13 protein-coding genes and 3 rRNA genes are annotated in these 19154 nt (G+C 68.0%); 13 read left to right on the top strand and 3 right to left on the bottom strand.

What is annotated here, in order from left to right:
• Positions 1-14: 14 nt before the first annotated feature.
• Genes argC through OVN18_RS00245 form a run of 7 tightly spaced genes read left to right on the top strand, consistent with a single transcriptional unit; the run spans position 15 to position 7408 of the window.
• Positions 15-1061 carry an N-acetyl-gamma-glutamyl-phosphate reductase gene (argC, locus tag OVN18_RS00275; protein WP_267781258.1) on the top strand — a complete coding sequence of 349 codons (1047 nt, stop codon included), beginning with the start codon at positions 15-17 and terminating at the stop codon, positions 1059-1061.
• A complete protein-coding gene (gene argJ / locus OVN18_RS00270) occupies positions 1058-2209 on the top strand; it encodes a bifunctional glutamate N-acetyltransferase/amino-acid acetyltransferase ArgJ (RefSeq protein ID WP_267781257.1) in 1152 nt (383 codons plus the stop codon). Before argC ends, argJ begins: the two co-directional genes overlap by 4 nt.
• On the top strand, positions 2209-3114 hold the full coding sequence (gene argB / locus OVN18_RS00265; protein WP_267781255.1) for an acetylglutamate kinase: 906 nt from the start codon (positions 2209-2211) through the stop codon (positions 3112-3114). Before argJ ends, argB begins: the two co-directional genes overlap by 1 nt.
• The gene (locus tag OVN18_RS00260) at positions 3111-4328 is read left to right on the top strand and encodes an acetylornithine transaminase (RefSeq protein ID WP_407666049.1); all 1218 of its coding nucleotides are present in this window, start codon (positions 3111-3113) and stop codon (positions 4326-4328) included. Before argB ends, OVN18_RS00260 begins: the two co-directional genes overlap by 4 nt.
• Positions 4325-5290 carry an ornithine carbamoyltransferase gene (argF, locus tag OVN18_RS00255; protein ID WP_267781253.1) on the top strand — a complete coding sequence of 322 codons (966 nt, stop codon included), beginning with the start codon at positions 4325-4327 and terminating at the stop codon, positions 5288-5290. The genes OVN18_RS00260 and argF overlap by 4 nt, the downstream gene beginning before the upstream one ends.
• Positions 5290-6708: an argininosuccinate lyase gene (argH, locus tag OVN18_RS00250; protein ID WP_267781251.1), complete on the top strand. Its 1419-nt coding sequence runs from the start codon at positions 5290-5292 to the stop codon at positions 6706-6708. Before argF ends, argH begins: the two co-directional genes overlap by 1 nt.
• Before the next feature lie 10 nt (positions 6709-6718).
• A complete protein-coding gene (locus OVN18_RS00245) occupies positions 6719-7408 on the top strand; it encodes a DNA-3-methyladenine glycosylase (protein ID WP_267781249.1) in 690 nt (229 codons plus the stop codon).
• Here OVN18_RS00245 and OVN18_RS00240 read toward each other — a convergent pair.
• The 3 genes from OVN18_RS00240 to OVN18_RS00230 all read right to left on the bottom strand — a co-directional run bounded on the left by OVN18_RS00240 (position 7392) and on the right by OVN18_RS00230 (position 8802).
• Positions 7392-7613: a hypothetical protein gene (locus OVN18_RS00240; RefSeq protein WP_267781248.1), complete on the bottom strand. Its 222-nt coding sequence runs from the start codon at positions 7611-7613 to the stop codon at positions 7392-7394. The genes OVN18_RS00245 and OVN18_RS00240 overlap by 17 nt on opposite strands.
• Positions 7614-7952, bottom strand: coding sequence for a hypothetical protein (locus OVN18_RS00235; protein ID WP_267781247.1), 339 nt, complete (start codon positions 7950-7952; stop codon positions 7614-7616). It lies immediately after the preceding gene.
• A gap of 139 nt (positions 7953-8091) precedes the next feature.
• On the bottom strand, positions 8092-8802 hold the full coding sequence (locus OVN18_RS00230) for a DNA-binding protein (protein ID WP_267781246.1): 711 nt from the start codon (positions 8800-8802) through the stop codon (positions 8092-8094).
• A 113-nt stretch (positions 8803-8915) separates the two neighbouring features.
• Between OVN18_RS00230 and tyrS the strand changes: the two genes are divergently transcribed.
• The 6 genes from tyrS to OVN18_RS00200 all read left to right on the top strand — a co-directional run bounded on the left by tyrS (position 8916) and on the right by OVN18_RS00200 (position 19143).
• Entirely contained in the window at positions 8916-10220 is a 1305-nt protein-coding gene (gene tyrS / locus OVN18_RS00225; protein WP_267781244.1) for a tyrosine--tRNA ligase, read from the top strand.
• Positions 10221-10760: 540 nt separating this feature from the next.
• Positions 10761-12283 (top strand): 16S ribosomal RNA (locus OVN18_RS00220).
• Positions 12284-12799: 516 nt separating this feature from the next.
• Positions 12800-15915, top strand: a 23S ribosomal RNA gene (locus OVN18_RS00215).
• A gap of 132 nt (positions 15916-16047) precedes the next feature.
• A 5S ribosomal RNA gene (gene rrf, locus OVN18_RS00210) occupies positions 16048-16164 on the top strand.
• Together the 16S, 23S and 5S rRNA genes form the textbook arrangement of a ribosomal RNA operon.
• 1124 nt (positions 16165-17288) lie before the next feature.
• Positions 17289-18134, top strand: a complete 846-nt coding sequence (locus tag OVN18_RS00205; RefSeq protein WP_267781243.1) for a tetratricopeptide repeat protein — start codon at positions 17289-17291, stop codon at positions 18132-18134.
• On the top strand, positions 18124-19143 hold the full coding sequence (locus OVN18_RS00200; RefSeq protein WP_267781242.1) for an HAD-IIA family hydrolase: 1020 nt from the start codon (positions 18124-18126) through the stop codon (positions 19141-19143). The genes OVN18_RS00205 and OVN18_RS00200 overlap by 11 nt, the downstream gene beginning before the upstream one ends.
• The last annotated feature ends 11 nt before the right edge of the window (positions 19144-19154 follow it).

Raw genomic sequence — 19154 nt, 5'->3', positions numbered from 1 at the left:
CCTAAGCTAGAGGCATGCCGTATTCAGTCGCGGTGGCCGGCGCGAGCGGCTACGCCGGGGGCGAGGCGCTGCGCATGCTGACCGCCCACCCCGAGTTCGAGGTGCGCCGGGCGACCGCCCACTCGAACGCCGGTGAGCGCGTCATCGACGTGCACCCGCACCTGCGCTCGCTCGCCGATCTGCGCTTCACCGAGACCAGTCCCGAGCAGCTCGCGGGGCACGACGTCGTCGTGCTCGCGCTGCCCCACGGCACCTCCGGCGCGATCGCCGCGCAGCTGCCCGACGAGACGATCGTGCTCGATCTCGGCGCCGATCACCGACTGACGAGCGCGGCGGACTGGGCGCGCTACTACGGCGGCGAGCATCACGGCGCATGGGCCTACGGCCTTCCGGAGCTCCCGCACGCCGACGCGACGCGCCAGCGCGCGGCCCTCGTCGGCGCGCGGCGCATCGCGGTGCCCGGCTGCAACGTCACCGCGGTCTCGCTCGGGCTCGTGCCGGGCATCCTCGCCGGGGTGATCGAGCCGCGCGACCTCACCGCCGCGCTGGCCGTCGGACCGAGCGGGGCCGGCCGGGCCCTGAAGACGAATCTGCTCGCGAGCGAGATCCTCGGCTCGGCGGCGCCGTACGCCGTCGGCGGCGTGCACCGGCACATCCCCGAGATCCTGCAGAACGTGCGGCTCGCGGGCGGCGTCGACCCGACCATCTCGTTCACGCCCGTGCTCGTGCCGATGAGCCGCGGCATCCTCGCGACGGTCACCGCGCGCCTCGTGCCGGGCACCGATCCGGCCGCCGTGCGCGCCGCGTGGGAGTCCCTCTACGCCGACGAGCCCTTCGTGCACGTGCTGCCCGAGGGCGCGTTCCCGACCACCGCGGCCGCGCTCGGCGCCAACACCGCCCTCATCGGCCTCGCCGTCGACGAGGACGCGGGCCGGGTCGTCATCGTCGTCGCCCTCGACAACCTCGTGAAGGGCACCGCCGGCGCCGCCGTGCAGTCGCTCAACATCGCGCTCGGACTCCCCGAGACGCTCGGCCTTCCCCTCGACGGAGTCGCCCCGTGACCGTGACCGCCCCCGCCGGATTCGAGGCAGCGGGCGTCGCCTGCGGACTCAAGAGCTCCGGTGCCGCCGATCTCGCCCTCATCGTCAACCGCGGGCCCCGCCGCGCGGCCGCCGCGGTCTTCACCAGCAACCGCGCGAAGGCGAACCCCATCATCTGGTCGCAGCAGGTCATCGCCGACGGCGAGGTCGCCGCGATCGTGCTGAACTCCGGCGGCGCCAACTGCTTCACCGGGGCGCAGGGCTTCCAGACCACGCACGCCACCGCCGAGGCCGTCGCTGAGGCGCTCGCCGTCGGCGCGGGCGAGGTGCTCGTCTGCTCGACCGGGCTCATCGGCGAGCAGCTCGATCGTGCGCGCCTGCTGGCCGGCGTCGCCGCCGCGTCGGGCTCGCTCGATGCTGAGAGCGGTATGGACGCCGCCCGCGCCATCATGACGACCGACAGCGTGCCGAAGACCGCCGAGCGCCGCCGTGACGGCTGGGCGATCGGCGGCATCGCGAAGGGCGCAGGGATGCTCGCCCCGGGCCTCGCGACCATGCTCGTCGTCATCACGACCGACGCCGACCTCCCGGCTCCGGCCCTCGATGCGGCGCTGCGCCGCGCGGCCCGCGTCAGCTTCGATCGGCTCGACTCCGACGGGTGCATGTCGACCAACGACCAGGTGACGCTCATGGCGAGCGGAGCATCCGGAATCGCCCCCGACGCCGAGGCCTTCGAGGCGGAGCTCACCGCGCTCTGCCTCGATCTCGCGGCGCAGCTGCAGTCCGACGCCGAGGGCGCGAGCCACGACATCCGCATCGAGGTCGTCGGCGCCGCGCGCGAGGACGACGCCGTCGAGGTCGGCCGCTCGATCGCGCGCAACAACCTCTTCAAGGCCGCGGTCTTCGGCAACGACCCCAACTGGGGCCGCGTGCTCGCGGCGATCGGCACGACGAGCGCCGAGTTCGACCCGTACGACGTCGACGTCAGCATGAACGGGGTGCGCGTCTGCACTGCGGGCGGCCCCGACCGCCCCCGCGACGAGGTCGACCTGAGCGGCCGTGCCGTGCACCTGCTCGTCGACCTGCGGGTCGGCGATGCCACCGCCACCATCCTCACGAACGACCTCACGCACGACTACGTCCACGAGAACAGCGCATACTCCTCCTGATGAGCACCCTCCACGAGTCCTCCGACTTCACCCTGGCGACCGAGAAGGCCCGCACCCTGATCGAGTCGCTGCCGTGGCTGCGCCGGTTCCGCGACCGCATCGTGGTGGTGAAGTTCGGCGGCAACGCCATGGTCAGCCCCGAGCTGCAGCGCGCCTTCGCCGACGACATGGTGTACCTGCAGACGGTCGGCCTCAAGCCCGTCGTCGTGCACGGCGGCGGCCCGCAGATCTCGGCCATGCTCGACCGCTTCGGCATCGAGAGCGAGTTCAAGGGCGGCTACCGGGTGACGAGCACCGAGGCGATCGACGTCGTGCGCATGGTGCTCGCCGGGCAGATCAGCCGCGAGCTCGTCGGCCTCATCAACCGTCTCGACCCGGCCCTCGCCGCCGCCGTCTCGGGGGAGGACGCGGGGCTCTTCCGCGGCCGCCGTCGCGGCGTCGTCGTCGACGGCGAGGAGCACGACCTCGGCCACGTCGGCGACATCATCGGCGTCGACCCCTCGATCGTCCTCGCGCACGTGCAGGCGGGGCGCATCCCCGTCGTCTCCTCCATCGCCCCCGACATGGATGCCCCCGGCCACAGCCTCAACGTCAACGCCGACGCCGCGGCCGCCGCTCTCGCCGTCGCGCTCGGCGCCGAGAAGCTCGTCGTGCTGACCGACGTGCCCGGTCTCTACAGCGACTGGCCGAACCGCGACTCGCTCGTCTCCTCGATCGACAGCGACGAGCTGCGCGCGCTGCTGCCGAGCCTCGAGTCCGGCATGATCCCGAAGATGGCGGCCTGCCTCGAGGCGGTCGACGGCGGGGTGCCGCGCGCCGCCATCATCGACGGCCGTCAGCAGCACTCGGTGCTGCTCGAGATCTTCACCGAGCACGGCATCGGAACGGAGGTGGTGCCCGCATGAGCGAGCCCAGGCTCGTCACGGGCGAGATGACTGAGGAGTACCGCGCGCGGTTCGCGCGCGTTGCGATGCGCTCCGCACCGACGCCGATGGCCGTGCTCGAGCACGGCGAGGGCGCCCGAGTGTGGGACGTCGACGGGGCGGAGTACCTCGACTTCCTCGCCGGCATCGCCGTCAACGCGCTCGGGCACGCGCATCCCGTCGTGGTCGATGCCATCGCCGCGCAGGCGGCGCGCGTCATGCACGTCAGCAACTACTTCACCTCCCCTCCCGCGGTCGCGTTCGCCGAGACGCTCGTGCGGCTGACCGGTGCGGGGGAGGCAGGCCGCGTGTACCCGGCCAACTCGGGAGCCGAGGCGATCGAGGCCGCCGTCAAGCTCGCCCGACGCACGGGTCGCCCGCGCATCCTCGCCTTCGAGAGCGGCTTCCACGGCCGCACGATGGGCGCCCTCGCGCTCACCGGCAAGGCCGCGCTGCGCGAGCCCTTCGAGCCCATGCTGCCGGGGGTCGAGCACATCCCGACCGATCTCGCCGCCCTCGAGGCCGCGATGGGCCCCGATGTCGCCGCCGTCATCCTCGAGCCGATCAAGGGCGAGGCGGGCGTCGTCCCCCTGCCCGCCGGCTTCCTCGCCGCCGCACGCCGTCTCACCCGCGAGCACGGCGCGCTCCTCATCGTCGACGAGATCCAGACCGGCGCCGGGCGCACGGGCGAGTGGTTCGCCTTCCAGCACGCCGGCGAGCTCGAGCCGGGCGACCTGCCCGACGCGATCGTGCTCGCGAAGGGCATCGGCGGGGGCGTGCCCGTCGGCGCGCTCGTCACCACGGGCGCCGCGAGCGAGCTCTTCACCCTCGGCCAGCACGGCTCCACCTTCGGCGGCAATCCGCTCGCGACCGCGGTCGCCGTGGCCGTGCTCGGCGAGATCGAGCGGGCAGGGCTCGTGCAGAACGCGGCCCGGCGTGGCGAGCAGCTGCAGCAGGGCATCCGCGATCTCGCATCGCCCCTTGTCACCGAGGTGCGCGGGCGCGGTCTCCTCATCGGCGTCGAGCTCGACCGCCCGGTCGCCGGGCACGTCGTCGCCGCCGCCCTCGAACGCGGTCTGATCATCAACGCCGCGAGCGGCACGACCGTGCGCCTCGCCCCGCCGCTCATCATCGGCGACGCCGATATCGAGCGCTTCCTGACCCTGTTCTCCGCGAGCCTGGAGGCCGCCGCATGACCGCCCTCTCCACCCCGGTCGCCACCGCCACCCGGCACTTCCTGCGCGACGACGACCTGAGCCCCGCCGAGCAGTCCGAGATCCTCGATCTCGCCGAGCGGCTCAAGGCCGACCGCTGGTCGACCCGACCGCTCGAGGGCCCGCAGACGGTCGCCGTGATCTTCGACAAGTCCTCCACCCGCACCCGGGTGAGCTTCGCCGTCGGCATCGCCGACCTCGGGGGCCAGCCGCTCATCATCTCGACCGCCAACAGCCAGCTCGGCGGCAAGGAGACCCCCTCCGACACCGCCCGCGTGCTCGAGCGCATGGTCGCCGCGATCGTGTGGCGCACCTACGGGCAGGCCGGTCTCGAGGAGATGGCGGCCGGTACGACCGTGCCGGTCATCAACGCGCTCTCCGACGACTTCCACCCCTGCCAGCTGCTCGCCGACCTCCTGACGATCCGCGAGCACAAGGGCCGCCTCGCCGGCCTCACGGTCGCCTTCATCGGTGACGGCGCCGACAACATGGTGCACTCCTACCTGCTCGCGGGCGCGACGGCGGGCATGCACGTGCGCGTCGGCTGCCCGGCCGAGTACGCGCCGAAGCCCGAAGTCATCGCCGACGCCGAGCGCATCGCCACCGCGACGGGCGGGTCGATCGCCGTGCACCACGACGTGACGGCCGCGGTCGCGGGCGCCGACGTCGTCGTCACCGACACCTGGGTCTCGATGGGCAAGGAGGAGGAGAAGGCCTCGCGCGTGGCCGTCCTCAGCCCGTACAAGGTGGATGCCGCTCTCATGGCCCACGCGGCCCCCGACGCGATCTTCCTCCACTGCCTGCCGGCCGATCGCGGCTACGAGGTCGACGCCGAGGTCATCGACGGGCCGCAGTCCGTCATCTGGGACGAGTCGGAGAACCGCCTGCACGCCCAGAAGGCGCTGCTCGTCTGGCTGCTCGAGCGCTCCGCCGGAGCCCGCTGATGAGCTCCGCCCCCCGCGACCCAACCACCAACGAGGGCTCGCTCTGGGGCGCCCGCTTCGCGGGCGGCCCCTCGCCCGAGCTGCAGCGCCTCAGCCGCTCGACGCACTTCGACTGGCAGCTCGCGCCCTACGACATCCGGGGCTCCCGCGCGCACGCGCGCGGTCTCGCCGCGGCGGGCTACCTCGAGGCGGGCGAGCTCGAGCGCATGCTCGCCGGGCTCGACGCCCTCGAGGAGCGCTGGCGCAGCGGCGAGATGCAGCCGCGGCCCGAGGACGAGGACGTGCACGGCGCGCTCGAGGCGGCCCTGCTCGTCGAGATCGGTGCCGAGCTCGGCGGCAAGCTCCGGGCCGGGCGCAGCCGGAACGATCAGATCGCCACCCTCGTGCGGCTCTACCTGCGCGAGCACGCGGCGCGCATCGGCGCCGAGCTGCGCGCGCTCATCGGCGCCCTCGCGGCGCAGGCCGACGCGCATCCCGCCGCCGTCATGCCGGGGCGCACGCACCTGCAGCACGCGCAGCCCATCCTGCTCGCCCACCACCTGCTGGCGCACGCCTGGCCGCTCGTGCGCGACCTCGAGCGCCTGCGCGACTGGGCCGTGCGCGCCGACCGCTCGCCCTACGGCGCGGGCGCCCTCGCCGGCAGCTCGCTGGGGCTCGACCCCGCGCTCGTCGCCGCCGACCTCGGCTTCGCCCTGGGCCCCAGCGAGAACTCGATCGACGCGACCGCGAGCCGCGACGTCGTCGCCGAGTTCGCCTACGTCGCCGCCCAGATCGGCATCGACCTCTCGCGGCTGGCGGAGGAGATCATCTTCTGGAACACCCGCGAGGTCGGCTTCGTCACGCTGCACGACGGCTACTCGACGGGGTCGTCGATCATGCCGCAGAAGAAGAACCCCGACATCGCCGAGCTCGCCCGCGGCAAGGCGGGCCGCCTCATCGGCGATCTCACGGGACTGCTGACGACGCTCAAGGGACTGCCGCTCGCCTACAACCGCGACCTGCAGGAGGACAAGGAGCCCGTCTTCGACGCCGTCGAGACGCTCGAGGTGCTGCTGCCGGCCTTCACGGGCATGGTCGCGACCCTGACGTTCCACGTCGAGCGCATGGCCGAGCTCGCCCCGCAGGGCTTCTCGCTCGCGACCGACGTCGCCGACTGGCTCGTCCGCCAGGGGGTGCCCTTCCGCGAGGCGCATGAGATCTCGGGGGCCCTCGTCGCGCACTGCGAGCGATCCGGGCTCGAGCTGCACGAGCCGAGCGACGCCGACTACGCCGCGATCGACCCCCGCCTCACCGGCGCGGTGCGCGAGGTGCTCACGGTGGAGGGCTCGATCGCCTCGCGCTCGGCCGCGGGAGGCACCGCGGCCTCCGCCGTCGCCGCCCAGCGCGCCCACCTCGACGAGCGGCTCGCCGCGCTCTGACCGGCGCCCCATGACCGGTCCGGATGCCCGCCCCGCGCCCGACCCGATCGCGGCCGCTCTGCTCGCCGACGACCCCGTGCTCGTCGCCCCGCGACTGCTCGGGGCGGTGATCCACGGCCGGGGCGTGAGCGTCCGCCTCACCGAGGTCGAGGCGTACCGGGGCGCGGACGACCCCGGCTCGCACGCGTTCCGCGGCATGACGCCGCGCACCGCGCCGATGTTCCGCGGCCCCGGCGTCGTCTACGCCTACGTCAGCTACGGCATGCACACCTGCGTCAACCTGGTCTGCGGCGTCGAGGGCGCGGCCGCGGCCATCCTGCTGCGCGCCGGCGAGGTGGTCGCGGGGGAGCCGCTCGCCCGCGAGCGCCGAGCCGGAGCGGGCGGGCCGCAGTCGCTGCCGCACCGCGACCTCGCGCGCGGTCCGGGCCGGCTCGCGCGAGCGCTCGGCGTGCTGCCCGCCGACTCGGGGTCGGTGCTCGGCGTGCCGGGGCGCCGGGCCGACGGCGAGCCGCTCGCTGCGCGCAGCCCTCTCGTGCTCGAACCCGCCCCGCCGGGCCGGGCCGTGACCCTGCCGATCGCCGAGGGCCCGCGCGTCGGGGTCAGCGGTCGGGGCGGGGGAGCGGAGTTCCCCTGGCGCTTCTGGATCGCGGACGATCCGACGGTCTCGCCGTACCGAGCGGCGGTCAGCCGAGCGCGATGACCCCGCCGGCGGCCCCGGCCCAGATGAGGCTGACGAGCGTGCCGATGATGAAGCGCTCGGTCGCCGCCCCCGCGTCGAGATCGCGGAACCGGCCGAGACCCTTGACGGCGATGAGGGCCGCGAGCAGCTCCCAACGCCCGATGAGCACGGCGGCGACCACGATGACGCGCTCCAGGAACCCGATGGTGGTACCGCCGCGCAGCACCTACCGGCCGGGCTCGTCGCCCACGAGGATGCCGCCGTTGCTGCCGGGGGAGCCCTCCCGGGTCGCGGCGCGCAGCACGAGCGCGGCCGCCGGGCCGCCGCCGAGCACGCCGAGGACGGCGAGAGCGAGGCCGGCCCCGAACTGCAGCTCGGGGATGACGAGCGGGTAGTCGGCCGCGACCGCCACGACCCCGACGAGCAGCACGACGGCGCCGGGCAGCGCGAGCCGGGGCTGGTCCTCCGTCGTGGCGAGCAGCGCGAGCACCGCGCAGAGCCCGATGAGGGCGACGATCGCGCTCGACCCGGCGATCGCGATGAGCGGGGCGAGGGCGGTCAGCACGGGGTCGGCTCCTCTCGGTGGGGCTCGGAACGGTGGGGCTCGGAACGGTGGGGCTCGGAACGGTGCGGCTCGGAACGGTGCGGCTCGGCACAGCCCGGGCGGCTGCGCCGACCGGCGACCGTGCCGGGTGACCAGCTTGTCAGGGACCGGTGACGCTCGCCGAACCCGCCCTGCCGGGGTCCGTGTCTCCGGCGGCCGCGCCCTCCTCGCCGTCGGACGTGCGGCCCACCGCGTCGAGCAGCCGCCCGATGGACGCCCGGGCATCGGCGTCGACCCGCAGTCCGGCGGCACGCGCCCGCTTGCTCGCCGCCTGCGGGGTGATGCCGAGCTCCAGGGCGGCCTCGCCCTGCGTGAGGCCGCGCTCGAGCAGATCGTGCAGCTGCCAGCCCTGCTCGCTCCATCGGGCGCGCTGGGTGAGCAGCAGGTCGATGATCGCGCCGATGTCGGCAGCGCCGTCCTCGATCGTGGCGGGGCCGCCCGCGCGCTCGGCGGCGCCCTCGCCGCGCGCACCCCGCACGGCGAACCGCAGCGGTCGACGCTCGGCCGCCTCGATCGCGGCGCGCGCCGCGATGAACGCGGGCCCGGAGGCCTCCCGCACGCCGGCGGGCAGGGGGAGGGCGACCGGTCCGAGCCCGAGACCGGCGCGCCAGTGGTCGTCGCGCAGCAGGGCGAGCGTCGCGGCGAGGGCCGTGGCGCCGTCCGCGACGAGCAGCTGCAGCTCGTCACCGGCGGTGCGCTCGGGCGGCAGCACCAGGTGCTCGCCGAAGCGCGCGCTGAGCATCCCGATCGCCTCATCGACGTGGTCGCGGTCGTGGCGGCTGTCCACCTGGTCGGCGATGATGACGAACACGGCTCTCCTCCGTCGACGAATGGATCAACCATAGAGGGGTGATGTCTCGCATATCAACCCCAGGGGGATGCCCTCGCATCGTGACGGACCGGGCCCGCTGATACCCTGACCGCGTGGCCGAAGCTCCCATCTCCCTCACCCTCCCGCGAAACGACGACTCCTTCGACGACGTCTGGGACGAGATCGTCTGGCGCGGTCTCGTGCACGTCTCGACGGATGCCGCGGCGCTGAAGCAGGCGCTCTCGGGGGAGAGGGTCACCTACTACTGCGGCTTCGACCCGACCGCGCCGAGTCTGCATCTCGGCAACCTCGTGCAGCTGCTGCTCATGCGGCGCCTGCAGCTCGCCGGTCATCGACCGCTCGCCCTCGTGGGCGGCTCGACCGGGCTGATCGGCGATCCGAAGCCGACCGCCGAGCGCACGCTCAACACCCCCGACACGGTCGCGGAATGGGTGGGCTACCTCCAGCAGCAGGTGAGCCGGTTCCTGCCGGCCGACGGCGAGAATCCGGTGACCCTCGTCAACAACCTCGACTGGACGGCGCCGATGAGCGCCATCGACTTCCTCCGCGAGGTCGGCAAGCACTTCCGTGTCGGCACCATGCTCAAGAAGGACGCCGTCTCGGCTCGCCTGAACTCCGACGAGGGCATCAGCTACACCGAGTTCAGCTACCAGGTGCTGCAGGGCATGGACTTCCTCGAGCTGCATCGGCAGTACGGCTGCACGCTGCAGACCGGCGGCAGCGACCAGTGGGGCAACCTCACGAGCGGCACCGAGCTCATCCGCAAGGCGGAGGGCACGAGCGTGCACGCGATCGGCACCCCGCTCGTGACCAACTCCGACGGCACCAAGTTCGGCAAGAGCGAGGGCAACGCCATCTGGCTCGATCCCGCGATGTGCTCGCCCTACGCGATGTACCAGTTCTGGCTCAACACCGACGACGCCGACGTGGTCGAGCGCCTCAAGATCTTCACCTTCCTCGGCCGTGCCGAGATCGAGGAGCTCGCGCAGAAGGTCGCCGATGAGCCGTTCCGACGGGAGGCCCAGCGCCGGCTCGCCCTCGAGGTCACCGGATTGGTGCACGGCGCCGATGCCGTGGCGGCGGTGATGGATGCCTCCGCCGCGCTCTTCGGCGGCGGCGACCTGCACGCGCTCGACGAGGCGACTCTGGTCTCCGCGATCGACGAGCTCCCGCAGGCCGAGCTCCCGGGGTCGGAGACGGTGGTGGCCGCGCTCGTGGCCACCGGTCTCTCGGCCAGCGTCAGCGAGGCCCGTCGCGCGATCAGTCAGGGCGGCGTCGCCCTCAACAACCGCAAGGTCGAGTCGGAGTCGGAGACTCTCGAGGGGCGCGGCCTCGCGGGCGGCATCGCGGTGCTCCGCCGAGGCAAGAAGACCCTCGCTGGCCTGCGTCTGCGCTGATCCCGCGGGGCGGACTCGGGCGACACGCCCGGGCGGCGACGGTGATTTGCCCGCCTGCGTGAACCCTGCGTAAGTTATCCCCTCGTCACCCCAAAGGTGCGGGAGAGCCGAAGAGCCTCCCGGCCTCACGTGGGACGAAATCCTCCTCATGATCCAGCCCTTGCCGGGCCGTGATCGCGAGCGTAGGATGCCCTTCCCGGCACTCGCTCGTCGAGCTCGCCGGCTGCGGATCTCCGCGCCGGCCCGTTTGCATTGCGACACCGAGTCGGGTAAGTTAGCGGAGTTGCCCTGTTGCCGAGACCGAGAGGTCGAGGGTCAGGTGCGTCCGATCCTTGAGAACTCAACAGCGTGCACTAAGTCAATGCCAAATTATCCTCGTCGACTGGGCTTTTGCCTGGTCGGGAGAGATTCCTTTGGATTGAAACAAGAATGTCAGTAGATATTCGAACTTCAGTCAGAACAAACTCGTCCTGCTGGTCCTTCGGGTCTGGTGGGGCACTAGATGTGCCGGCTGCCTTTGGGTGGTTTGGCTATCAAACATTTACGGAGAGTTTGATCCTGGCTCAGGACGAACGCTGGCGGCGTGCTTAACACATGCAAGTCGAACGATGAAGCCGGAGCTTGCTCTGGTGGATTAGTGGCGAACGGGTGAGTAACACGTGAGTAACCTGCCCTTGACTCTGGGATAAGCGTTGGAAACGACGTCTAATACCGGATATGAGCTTCAGCCGCATGGCTAGGAGTTGGAAAGAATTTCGGTCAAGGATGGACTCGCGGCCTATCAGCTTGTTGGTGAGGTAATGGCTCACCAAGGCGACGACGGGTAGCCGGCCTGAGAGGGTGACCGGCCACACTGGGACTGAGACACGGCCCAGACTCCTACGGGAGGCAGCAGTGGGGAATATTGCACAATGGGCGCAAGCCTGATGCAGCAACGCCGCGTGAGGGACGACGGCCTTCGGGTTGTAAACCTCTTTTAGCAGGGAAGAAGCGAAAGTGACGGTACCTGCAGAAAAAGCACCGGCTAACTACGTGCCAGCAGCCGCGGTAATACGTAGGGTGCAAGCGTTGTCCGGAATTATTGGGCGTAAAGAGCTCGTAGGCGGTTTGTCGCGTCTGCTGTGAAAACGCGAGGCTCAACCTCGCGCCTGCAGTGGGTACGGGCAAACTAGAGTGCGGTAGGGGAGATTGGAATTCCTGGTGTAGCGGTGGAATGCGCAGATATCAGGAGGAACACCGATGGCGAAGGCAGATCTCTGGGCCGTAACTGACGCTGAGGAGCGAAAGCATGGGGAGCGAACAGGATTAGATACCCTGGTAGTCCATGCCGTAAACGTTGGGAACTAGATGTAGGGACCATTCCACGGTTTCTGTGTCGCAGCTAACGCATTAAGTTCCCCGCCTGGGGAGTACGGTCGCAAGACTAAAACTCAAAGGAATTGACGGGGGCCCGCACAAGCGGCGGAGCATGCGGATTAATTCGATGCAACGCGAAGAACCTTACCAAGGCTTGACATATACGAGAACGGGCCAGAAATGGTCAACTCTTTGGACACTCGTAAACAGGTGGTGCATGGTTGTCGTCAGCTCGTGTCGTGAGATGTTGGGTTAAGTCCCGCAACGAGCGCAACCCTCGTCCTATGTTGCCAGCACGTAATGGTGGGAACTCATGGGAGACTGCCGGGGTCAACTCGGAGGAAGGTGGGGATGACGTCAAATCATCATGCCCCTTATGTCTTGGGCTTCACGCATGCTACAATGGCCGGTACAAAGGGCTGCAATACCGCAAGGTGGAGCGAATCCCAAAAAGCCGGTCTCAGTTCGGATTGAGGTCTGCAACTCGACCTCATGAAGTTGGAGTCGCTAGTAATCGTGGATCAGCAACGCCACGGTGAATACGTTCCCGGGCCTTGTACACACCGCCCGTCAAGTCATGAAAGTCGGTAACACCCGAAGCCAGTGGCCCAACCGCAAGGAGGGAGCTGTCGAAGGTGGGATCGGTGATTAGGACTAAGTCGTAACAAGGTAGCCGTACCGGAAGGTGCGGCTGGATCACCTCCTTTCTAAGGAGCATCTACTCCCCTCGTGCCGCCATCAGGTGTGCAGGGGGTGGAGTCAGAAGCCAGATCTGAGACGCATGTTCTCAGCTGGTAGCTCATGGGTGGAACATTGACTTGGGTGTCGGCGTAGAGCCGGCTGCTCCAGTACTTCTTCCTCTTGAGGGGGAATGGAACGGGCGCCGGATCGATGCCGGCACGTGCACGCTGTTGGGTCCTGAGGGACCGGGCCTCGTACAGCTCTCCACAGGGAGGGGGTGCGGGTATCGATTCCTCGGACCGTGGTCTGGCCGACTAGAAAGCACGCAGCTCCTGTAACAGGGGGATGCGTCGTCGGGCAGGGGCGGTACCGACCGTATGTTGAGAACTACACAGTGGACGCGAGCATCTTAGAACTGAAGGTCGTCAAGACCTTCGGATCTATAGATCAAACATCTCGAAAGAGATATAGATCATTGGTCGCAGCAGACGCGCAATGCCGCAAGGTGTTCGTGGATGCTGCCGATCGATTCAAACTCATGTAGTCAAGTTTCTAAGAGCAAACGGTGGATGCCTTGGCATCTGGAGCCGAAGAAGGACGTAGCAATCTGCGATAAGCCTCGGTTAGCTGATAAGCAAGCATTTGATCCGAGGATTTCCGAATGGGGAAACCCCGTCGGGCACTTTATGTGACCTGATGACTCCCGCCTGAATATATAGGGCGGGTAGAGGGAACGTGGGGAAGTGAAACATCTCAGTACCCACAGGAAGAGAAAACAACAGTGATTCCGTCAGTAGTGGCGAGCGAACGCGGAAGAGGCTAAACCGATCATGTGTGATAGCCGGCAGGCGTTGCATGGTCGGGGTTGCGGGACTTTCCTGTAGATCTGCCGATCTATAAGGGTTACAGCGCGATATAGACGAATGGTCTTGAAAGGCCAGTCACAGAGGGTGCCAACCCCGTAGTCGAAATGTCGTAATGGCCCGGAGAGTATCCCAAGTAGCACGGGGCCCGAGAAATCCCGTGTGAATCTGTCAGGACCACCTGATAAGCCTAAATACTCCCAGATGACCGATAGCGGACAAGTACCGTGAGGGAAAGGTGAAAAGTACCCCGGGAGGGGAGTGAAATAGTACCTGAAACCGTTTGCTTACAAACCGTCGGAGCAGCCCTAGCAGCTGTGACGGCGTGCCTTTTGAAGAATGAGCCTGCGAGTTAGTGATATGTGGCGAGGTTAACCCGTGAGGGGCAGCCGTAGCGAAAGCGAGTCTGAATAGGGCGATTCAGTCGCATGTCCTAGACCCGAAGCGAAGTGATCTATCCATGGCCAGGTTGAAGCGACGGTAAGACGTCGTGGAGGACCGAACCCACTTAGGTTGAAAACTGAGGGGATGAGCTGTGGATAGGGGTGAAAGGCCAATCAAACTTCGTGATAGCTGGTTCTCTCCGAAATGCATTTAGGTGCAGCGTTGCGTGTTTCTTGCCGGAGGTAGAGCTACTGGATGGCCGATGGGCCCCAAAAGGTTACTGACGTCAGCCAAACTCCGAATGCCGGTAAGTGAGAGCGCAGCAGTGAGACGGTGGGGGATAAGCTTCATCGTCGAGAGGGAAACAACCCAGACTACCGACTAAGGTCCCTAAGCGTGTGCTAAGTGGGAAAGGATGTGGAGTTGCATAGACAACCAGGAGGTTGGCTTAGAAGCAGCCACCCTTGAAAGAGTGCGTAATAGCTCACTGGTCAAGTGATTCCGCGCCGACAATGTAACGGGGCTCAAGCACACCACCGAAGTCGTAGGATTCGCATTTTAGGTAGGCCTTCGTGGTCCAGCCGTGCGGATCGGTAGGAGAGCGTCGTGTGGCCAGTGAAGCGGCGGTGTAAACCAGCCGTGGAGGCCACACGAGTGAGAATGCAGGCATGAGTAGCGAAAGACGGGTGAGAAACCCGTCCTCCGAATGACCAAGGGTTCCAGGGCCAGGCTAATCCGCCCTGGGTAAGTCGGGACCTAAGGCGAGGCCGACAGGCGTAGTCGATGGACAACGGGTTGATATTCCCGTACTGACGAAGAACCGCCCCAGTCAATCCAGTAATGCTAAGTGTCCGAATCCCTCTGATGGATCCCTTCGGGGTGAAGCGTTGGGGCTAGCACACGACCCTATGCTGGTGCGGCTAGCGTATTAACAGGTGTGACGCAGGAAGGTAGCTGAGCCGGGCGATGGTAGTCCCGGTGTAAGGACGTAGGGCGAGAGATAGGCAAATCCGTCTCTCATACAGCCTGAGATCCGATGCGTACCCCTCACGGGGGAAATCAGTGATCCTATGCTGCCGAGAAAAGCATCGACGCGAGGTTCTAGTCACCCGTACCCCAAACCGACTCAGGTGGTCAGGTAGAGAATACCAAGGAGATCGAGAGAATCGTGGTTAAGGAACTCGGCAAAATGCCCCCGTAACTTCGGGAGAAGGGGGGCCGGATTCGTGAAGGGATTTACTCCTGGAGCGTTGAAGGCCGCAGAGACCAGTGGGAAGCGACTGTTTACTAAAAACACAGGTCCGTGCCAAGTCGCAAGACGATGTATACGGACTGACGCCTGCCCGGTGCTGGAAGGTTAAGAGGAGCGGTTAGCGTAAGCGAAGCTGCGAATTTAAGCCCCAGTAAACGGCGGTGGTAACTATAACCATCCTAAGGTAGCGAAATTCCTTGTCGGGTAAGTTCCGACCTGCACGAATGGCGTAACGACTTCCCAGCTGTCTCAACCGCGAACTCGGCGAAATTGCACTACGAGTAAAGATGCTCGTTACGCGCAGCAGGACGGAAAGACCCCGTGACCTTTACTACAGTTTGGTATTGGTGTTCGGTGTGGCTTGTGTAGGATAGGTGGGAGACTGTGAAGCGGGCACGCTAGTGTTCGTGGAGTCGTTGTTGAAATACCACTCTGGTCACTCTGGATGTCTAACTTAGAACCGTAATCCGGTTCAGGGACAGTGCCTGATGGGTAGTTTAACTGGGGCGGTTGCCTCCCAAAAAGTAACGGAGGCGCCCAAAGGTTCCCTCAACCTGGTTGGCAATCAGGTGTCGAGTGTAAGTGCACAAGGGAGCTTGACTGTGAGACTGACAGGTCGAGCAGGGACGAAAGTCGGGACTAGTGATCCGGCAGTGGCTTGTGGAAGCGCTGTCGCTCAACGGATAAAAGGTACCTCGGGGATAACAGGCTGATCTTGCCCAAGAGTCCATATCGACGGCATGGTTTGGCACCTCGATGTCGGCTCGTCGCATCCTGGGGCTGGAGTAGGTCCCAAGGGTTGGGCTGTTCGCCCATTAAAGCGGTACGCGAGCTGGGTTTAGAACGTCGTGAGACAGTTCGGTCCCTATCCGCTGCGCGCGCAGGAAGTTTGAGAGGATCTGACCCTAGTACGAGAGGACCGGGTTGGACGAACCTCTGGTGTGTCAGTTGTTCCGCCAGGAGCACCGCTGATTAGCTACGTTCGGGATGGATAACCGCTGAAAGCATCTAAGCGGGAAGCCGGCCTCGAGATGAGACTTCCATACCCTTAGGGGTGAGAGGCTCCCAGCCAGACGACTGGGTTGATAGGCGGGATGTGGAAGTGGGGACTCAAGACCCATGGAGCTGACCCGTACTAATAAGCCGATAACTTGACAACAACCTCCACCTTCGGGTGGGAATGAGTTTGCTGCTCGCGTCCACTTTGTGGTTCTCGATTTACGGTCGGGAATCGCACACACAACACTTCAGTGTGTTGTCGTTGTGCTCTTGATTGGGAAATCAATAGTGTTTCGGCGGCCATAGCGAAGGGGAAACGCCCGGTCACATTCCGAACCCGGAAGCTAAGACCTTCTGCGCCGATGGTACTGCGAGGGGGACCTCGTGGGAGAGTAGGACACCGCCGGACTTATTTTGTGAGATGGCCACCCCGTTGAAGGGGTGGCCATTTCGCGTTAACGCGCCGCTCGCTCGGCGAGGGCGCGACAGAATCATCTGCAGCACCGATTGACGAGGAGTCCCCGAATGGCTGAGCGCCCTGAGCGACCTGACGACGATCGCGACGGTCGTCGAACGCCGTCCGAGGGCGGCGACGGAGCCCGTCGGAGTTTCGGAGAGCGTCCTCGACGGGATGGCTCGTCCTCCGATCGTCCGCGTCGTGCTGCCGGCGACGGCAACGATCGTGCGCCCCGCGCATCCTCCGGCGGCGATCGTGCCGATCGCGGTACAGGATCCGGAGACCGGCGTGCGGCTCGCAGGGGCTCGGGCAGCGAGCGCCCGCGTCGGGATGGCGCTCCGACCGCTGACGGCGCACGGCGTGGTGGCGCGCCGTTCGGTGATCGGCCGAGGCGCGACGGCGACCGGCCGTGGAAGCGTGACGGTGCGGCAGGCGATGAGCGGGCAGGCCGTGCAGGATCGGGCCGCGCGACTCCGTCGCGACGCGATGGCGACCGGCCGTGGAAGAGGGACGGTGCGCCGTCCGCAGCGCGCCCGGCCCGGGATGCTGCGCGGCCCGGGAAGCGCGACGGGGCGCCGGCCGGCGACCGGCCGCGGCGGGACGCCGCGGGCACGCGTGAAGGTACCCGACCCTGGAAGAAGGACGGCGCTGCCGCCTCGGGTGCCGCGCGCAATGACCGGGGTGGGGATCGGCCGTGGAAGCGCGATGGTGCTCCGGCTGGTGGGCGTGCGCCGCGCGAGGGTGATCGGCCGTGGAAGCGCGATGGTGCTCCGGCTGGTGGGCGTGCGCCGCGCGATGGTGACCGCACGGGCGGCCCGCGGAGCTCGGGAGGAGCCGGGGACCGTGCTCGCCGGGACGGCGAGCGGCCTCGTCGCGACGGAGAGCGGGCATCCCGCCCCGCCGGTTCGCGGCAGGAGGGCATTCGCGTTCGCCGCACCGACGCCGAGAGCGCGCCGCGGCACGATGACCCGCCGATCGCCGAGGAGATCACCGGTCGCGAGCTCGACAAGAGCGCCCGGCTCGAGCTGAAGACGCTCAGTAAGGAGAACGCCGACCGCGTCGCGCAGCACCTCGTGATGGCGAGCATGCTGATCGATTCCGACGTCGCGCTCGCGCACCGGCACGCGCAGGCCGCCGGCCGGCGCGCGGGTCGCGTCTCGGTCGTGCGGGAGACGCTCGCGATCACGGCGTACGCTGTCGAGGACTACACGCTCGCGCTGCGAGAGCTGCGCACCTACCGCCGGCTCAGCGGCTCGAACGAGCAGCTGCCGCTCATGGTGGACTGCGAGCGCGGCCTCGGGCGGCCGGAGAAGGCTCTCGAGCTGGGGCGCTCCGTCGATCGCGCAGAGCTCAGCGTGCCGACGCGGGTGGAGCTCGCGATCGCGATGTCGGGCGCGCGTCTCGACCTCGGGCAGCCGGAGCAGGCTCTCGCCGAGCTGGAGATCCCGCAGCTCGACGCCTCGACGGCGTACCGCTACAGCCCCGGGCTGTTCGACGCCTACGCGGTCGTGCTCGCGGAGCTCGGGCGGGACGACGAGGCGGCCGAATGGGGTCGCCGTGCCGACGTGGCCGCCGAGGTGATCGCCGGGGCCGAGGGCGAGTTCGACGACATCGTGGAGATCGTGGAGGAGGAGCTCTCCGCCGACGAGATGCACGCGGTCGACGCGGATGCGGTGCTCGAGCGCGTGGATGCCGCTGCGGCGGAGCACGACGCCCACGTCGCCGGGACCGTCGGGTCCGACGTCGCATCCGATGACGACGGCGACGGCCGTCACGACGATGACAGCGGCGACGACGTCAGCGATGTCGGCGGCAGCGGCGACGACGTCGGTGTCGGCGAGCGCGACGGCGACGAGGACAACGACGACGACCGCGACCGCGACGGCGGCGAGGACGCGGAGGGGCGCGAGGGTGTTCGGTAAGCGCGCCGCGGCAGCGACCCCGCTCACCGGGCGGGATGCTCTGCTGCTCGATCTCGACGGCGTCGTCTACAAGGGCGAGAACGCCATTCCGCACGCCGTGGAGAGCATCAACCGCGCGGGCGAGACCCTGCGGGTCGGCTACATCACGAACAACGCCTCGCGCACGGACGCCTCCGTCGCCGAGCACCTGAGCTCGCTCGGCCTGCGGGTCACCGCCGCGGATGTCGTGACGAGCCCGCAGGCGGCGGTGCGGGTGCTCGCCACGCTCGTCGAGCCCGGTGCGCGCATCCTCGTCGTCGGGGGCGACGGCCTCGTCTCCGAGGTCGAGAACGCCGGCTTCGTCGTCACGCGGTCGGCGGAGGACGCGCCCGACGCGGTGATCCAGGGCTTCGCGCCGCACGTGGGCTGGGTGCACCTGGCCGAGGCGTCCTTCGCGCTGCACACGGGCATCCCGTGGGTCGCGACGAACACCGATTGGACCATCCCCGTCGCGCGCGGCATCGCGCCCGGCAACGGCACCCTCGTGTCGGCGGTGCACCTCGCCGTCGGCCGCCTGCCGGTCTTCGCCGGCAAGCCCGAGAAGGCGATCTTCGACGTGGCGAGCGAGCGCTTCGGCGCGGAGCGCGCCCTCGTCGTCGGCGACCGGCTCGACACCGACATCCTCGGCGGCAACCGCGCCGAGATCGACACCGCGCTCGTGCTCACCGGCATCGACCAGCCGAAGCAGGTGCTCGCCGCCGCGCCCAACATGCGGCCGACGTACATCATCGACGATCTGCGCGCGCTGTTCCGGCCGTACCCCGAGACCCGCGAATCGGTGGATGCCGAGGGCGTGCGCTCGGTGGAGGTCGGCGCGGCGGTCGTGCGCATGAAGGGCCACGTGCTGCGCGTCGCCCGCGCCGGCGACGATCAGCTCGACCTCATCCGCGCCGCCTCGACCGCCGTGTACGCCAGCGGCCTGCAGATCTACGGCATCGACGTCGACCCCGAGCTGCTCGCCCTGCTCTGAGCGGCGCGGCT

Source organism: Microcella daejeonensis, assembly GCF_026625045.1.
Lineage (GTDB): Bacteria > Actinomycetota > Actinomycetes > Actinomycetales > Microbacteriaceae > Microcella > Microcella daejeonensis.
This window is presented reverse-complemented; position numbering and strand designations above follow the sequence as displayed.

Excerpts from the sequence above, each read along its gene's own strand:
- argB (WP_267781255.1), top strand. The coding sequence starts at position 2,209 with ATGAGCACCCTCCACGAGTCCTCCGACTTCACCCTGGCGACCGAGAAG.
- argC (WP_267781258.1), top strand. The coding sequence starts at position 15 with ATGCCGTATTCAGTCGCGGTGGCCGGCGCGAGCGGCTACGCCGGGGGC.
- OVN18_RS00260 (WP_407666049.1), top strand. The coding sequence starts at position 3,111 with ATGAGCGAGCCCAGGCTCGTCACGGGCGAGATGACTGAGGAGTACCGC.
- OVN18_RS00205 (WP_267781243.1), top strand. The coding sequence starts at position 17,289 with ATGGCGAGCATGCTGATCGATTCCGACGTCGCGCTCGCGCACCGGCAC.
- argH (WP_267781251.1), top strand. The coding sequence starts at position 5,290 with ATGAGCTCCGCCCCCCGCGACCCAACCACCAACGAGGGCTCGCTCTGG.
- OVN18_RS00245 (WP_267781249.1), top strand. The coding sequence starts at position 6,719 with ATGACCGGTCCGGATGCCCGCCCCGCGCCCGACCCGATCGCGGCCGCT.
- argF (WP_267781253.1), top strand. The coding sequence starts at position 4,325 with ATGACCGCCCTCTCCACCCCGGTCGCCACCGCCACCCGGCACTTCCTG.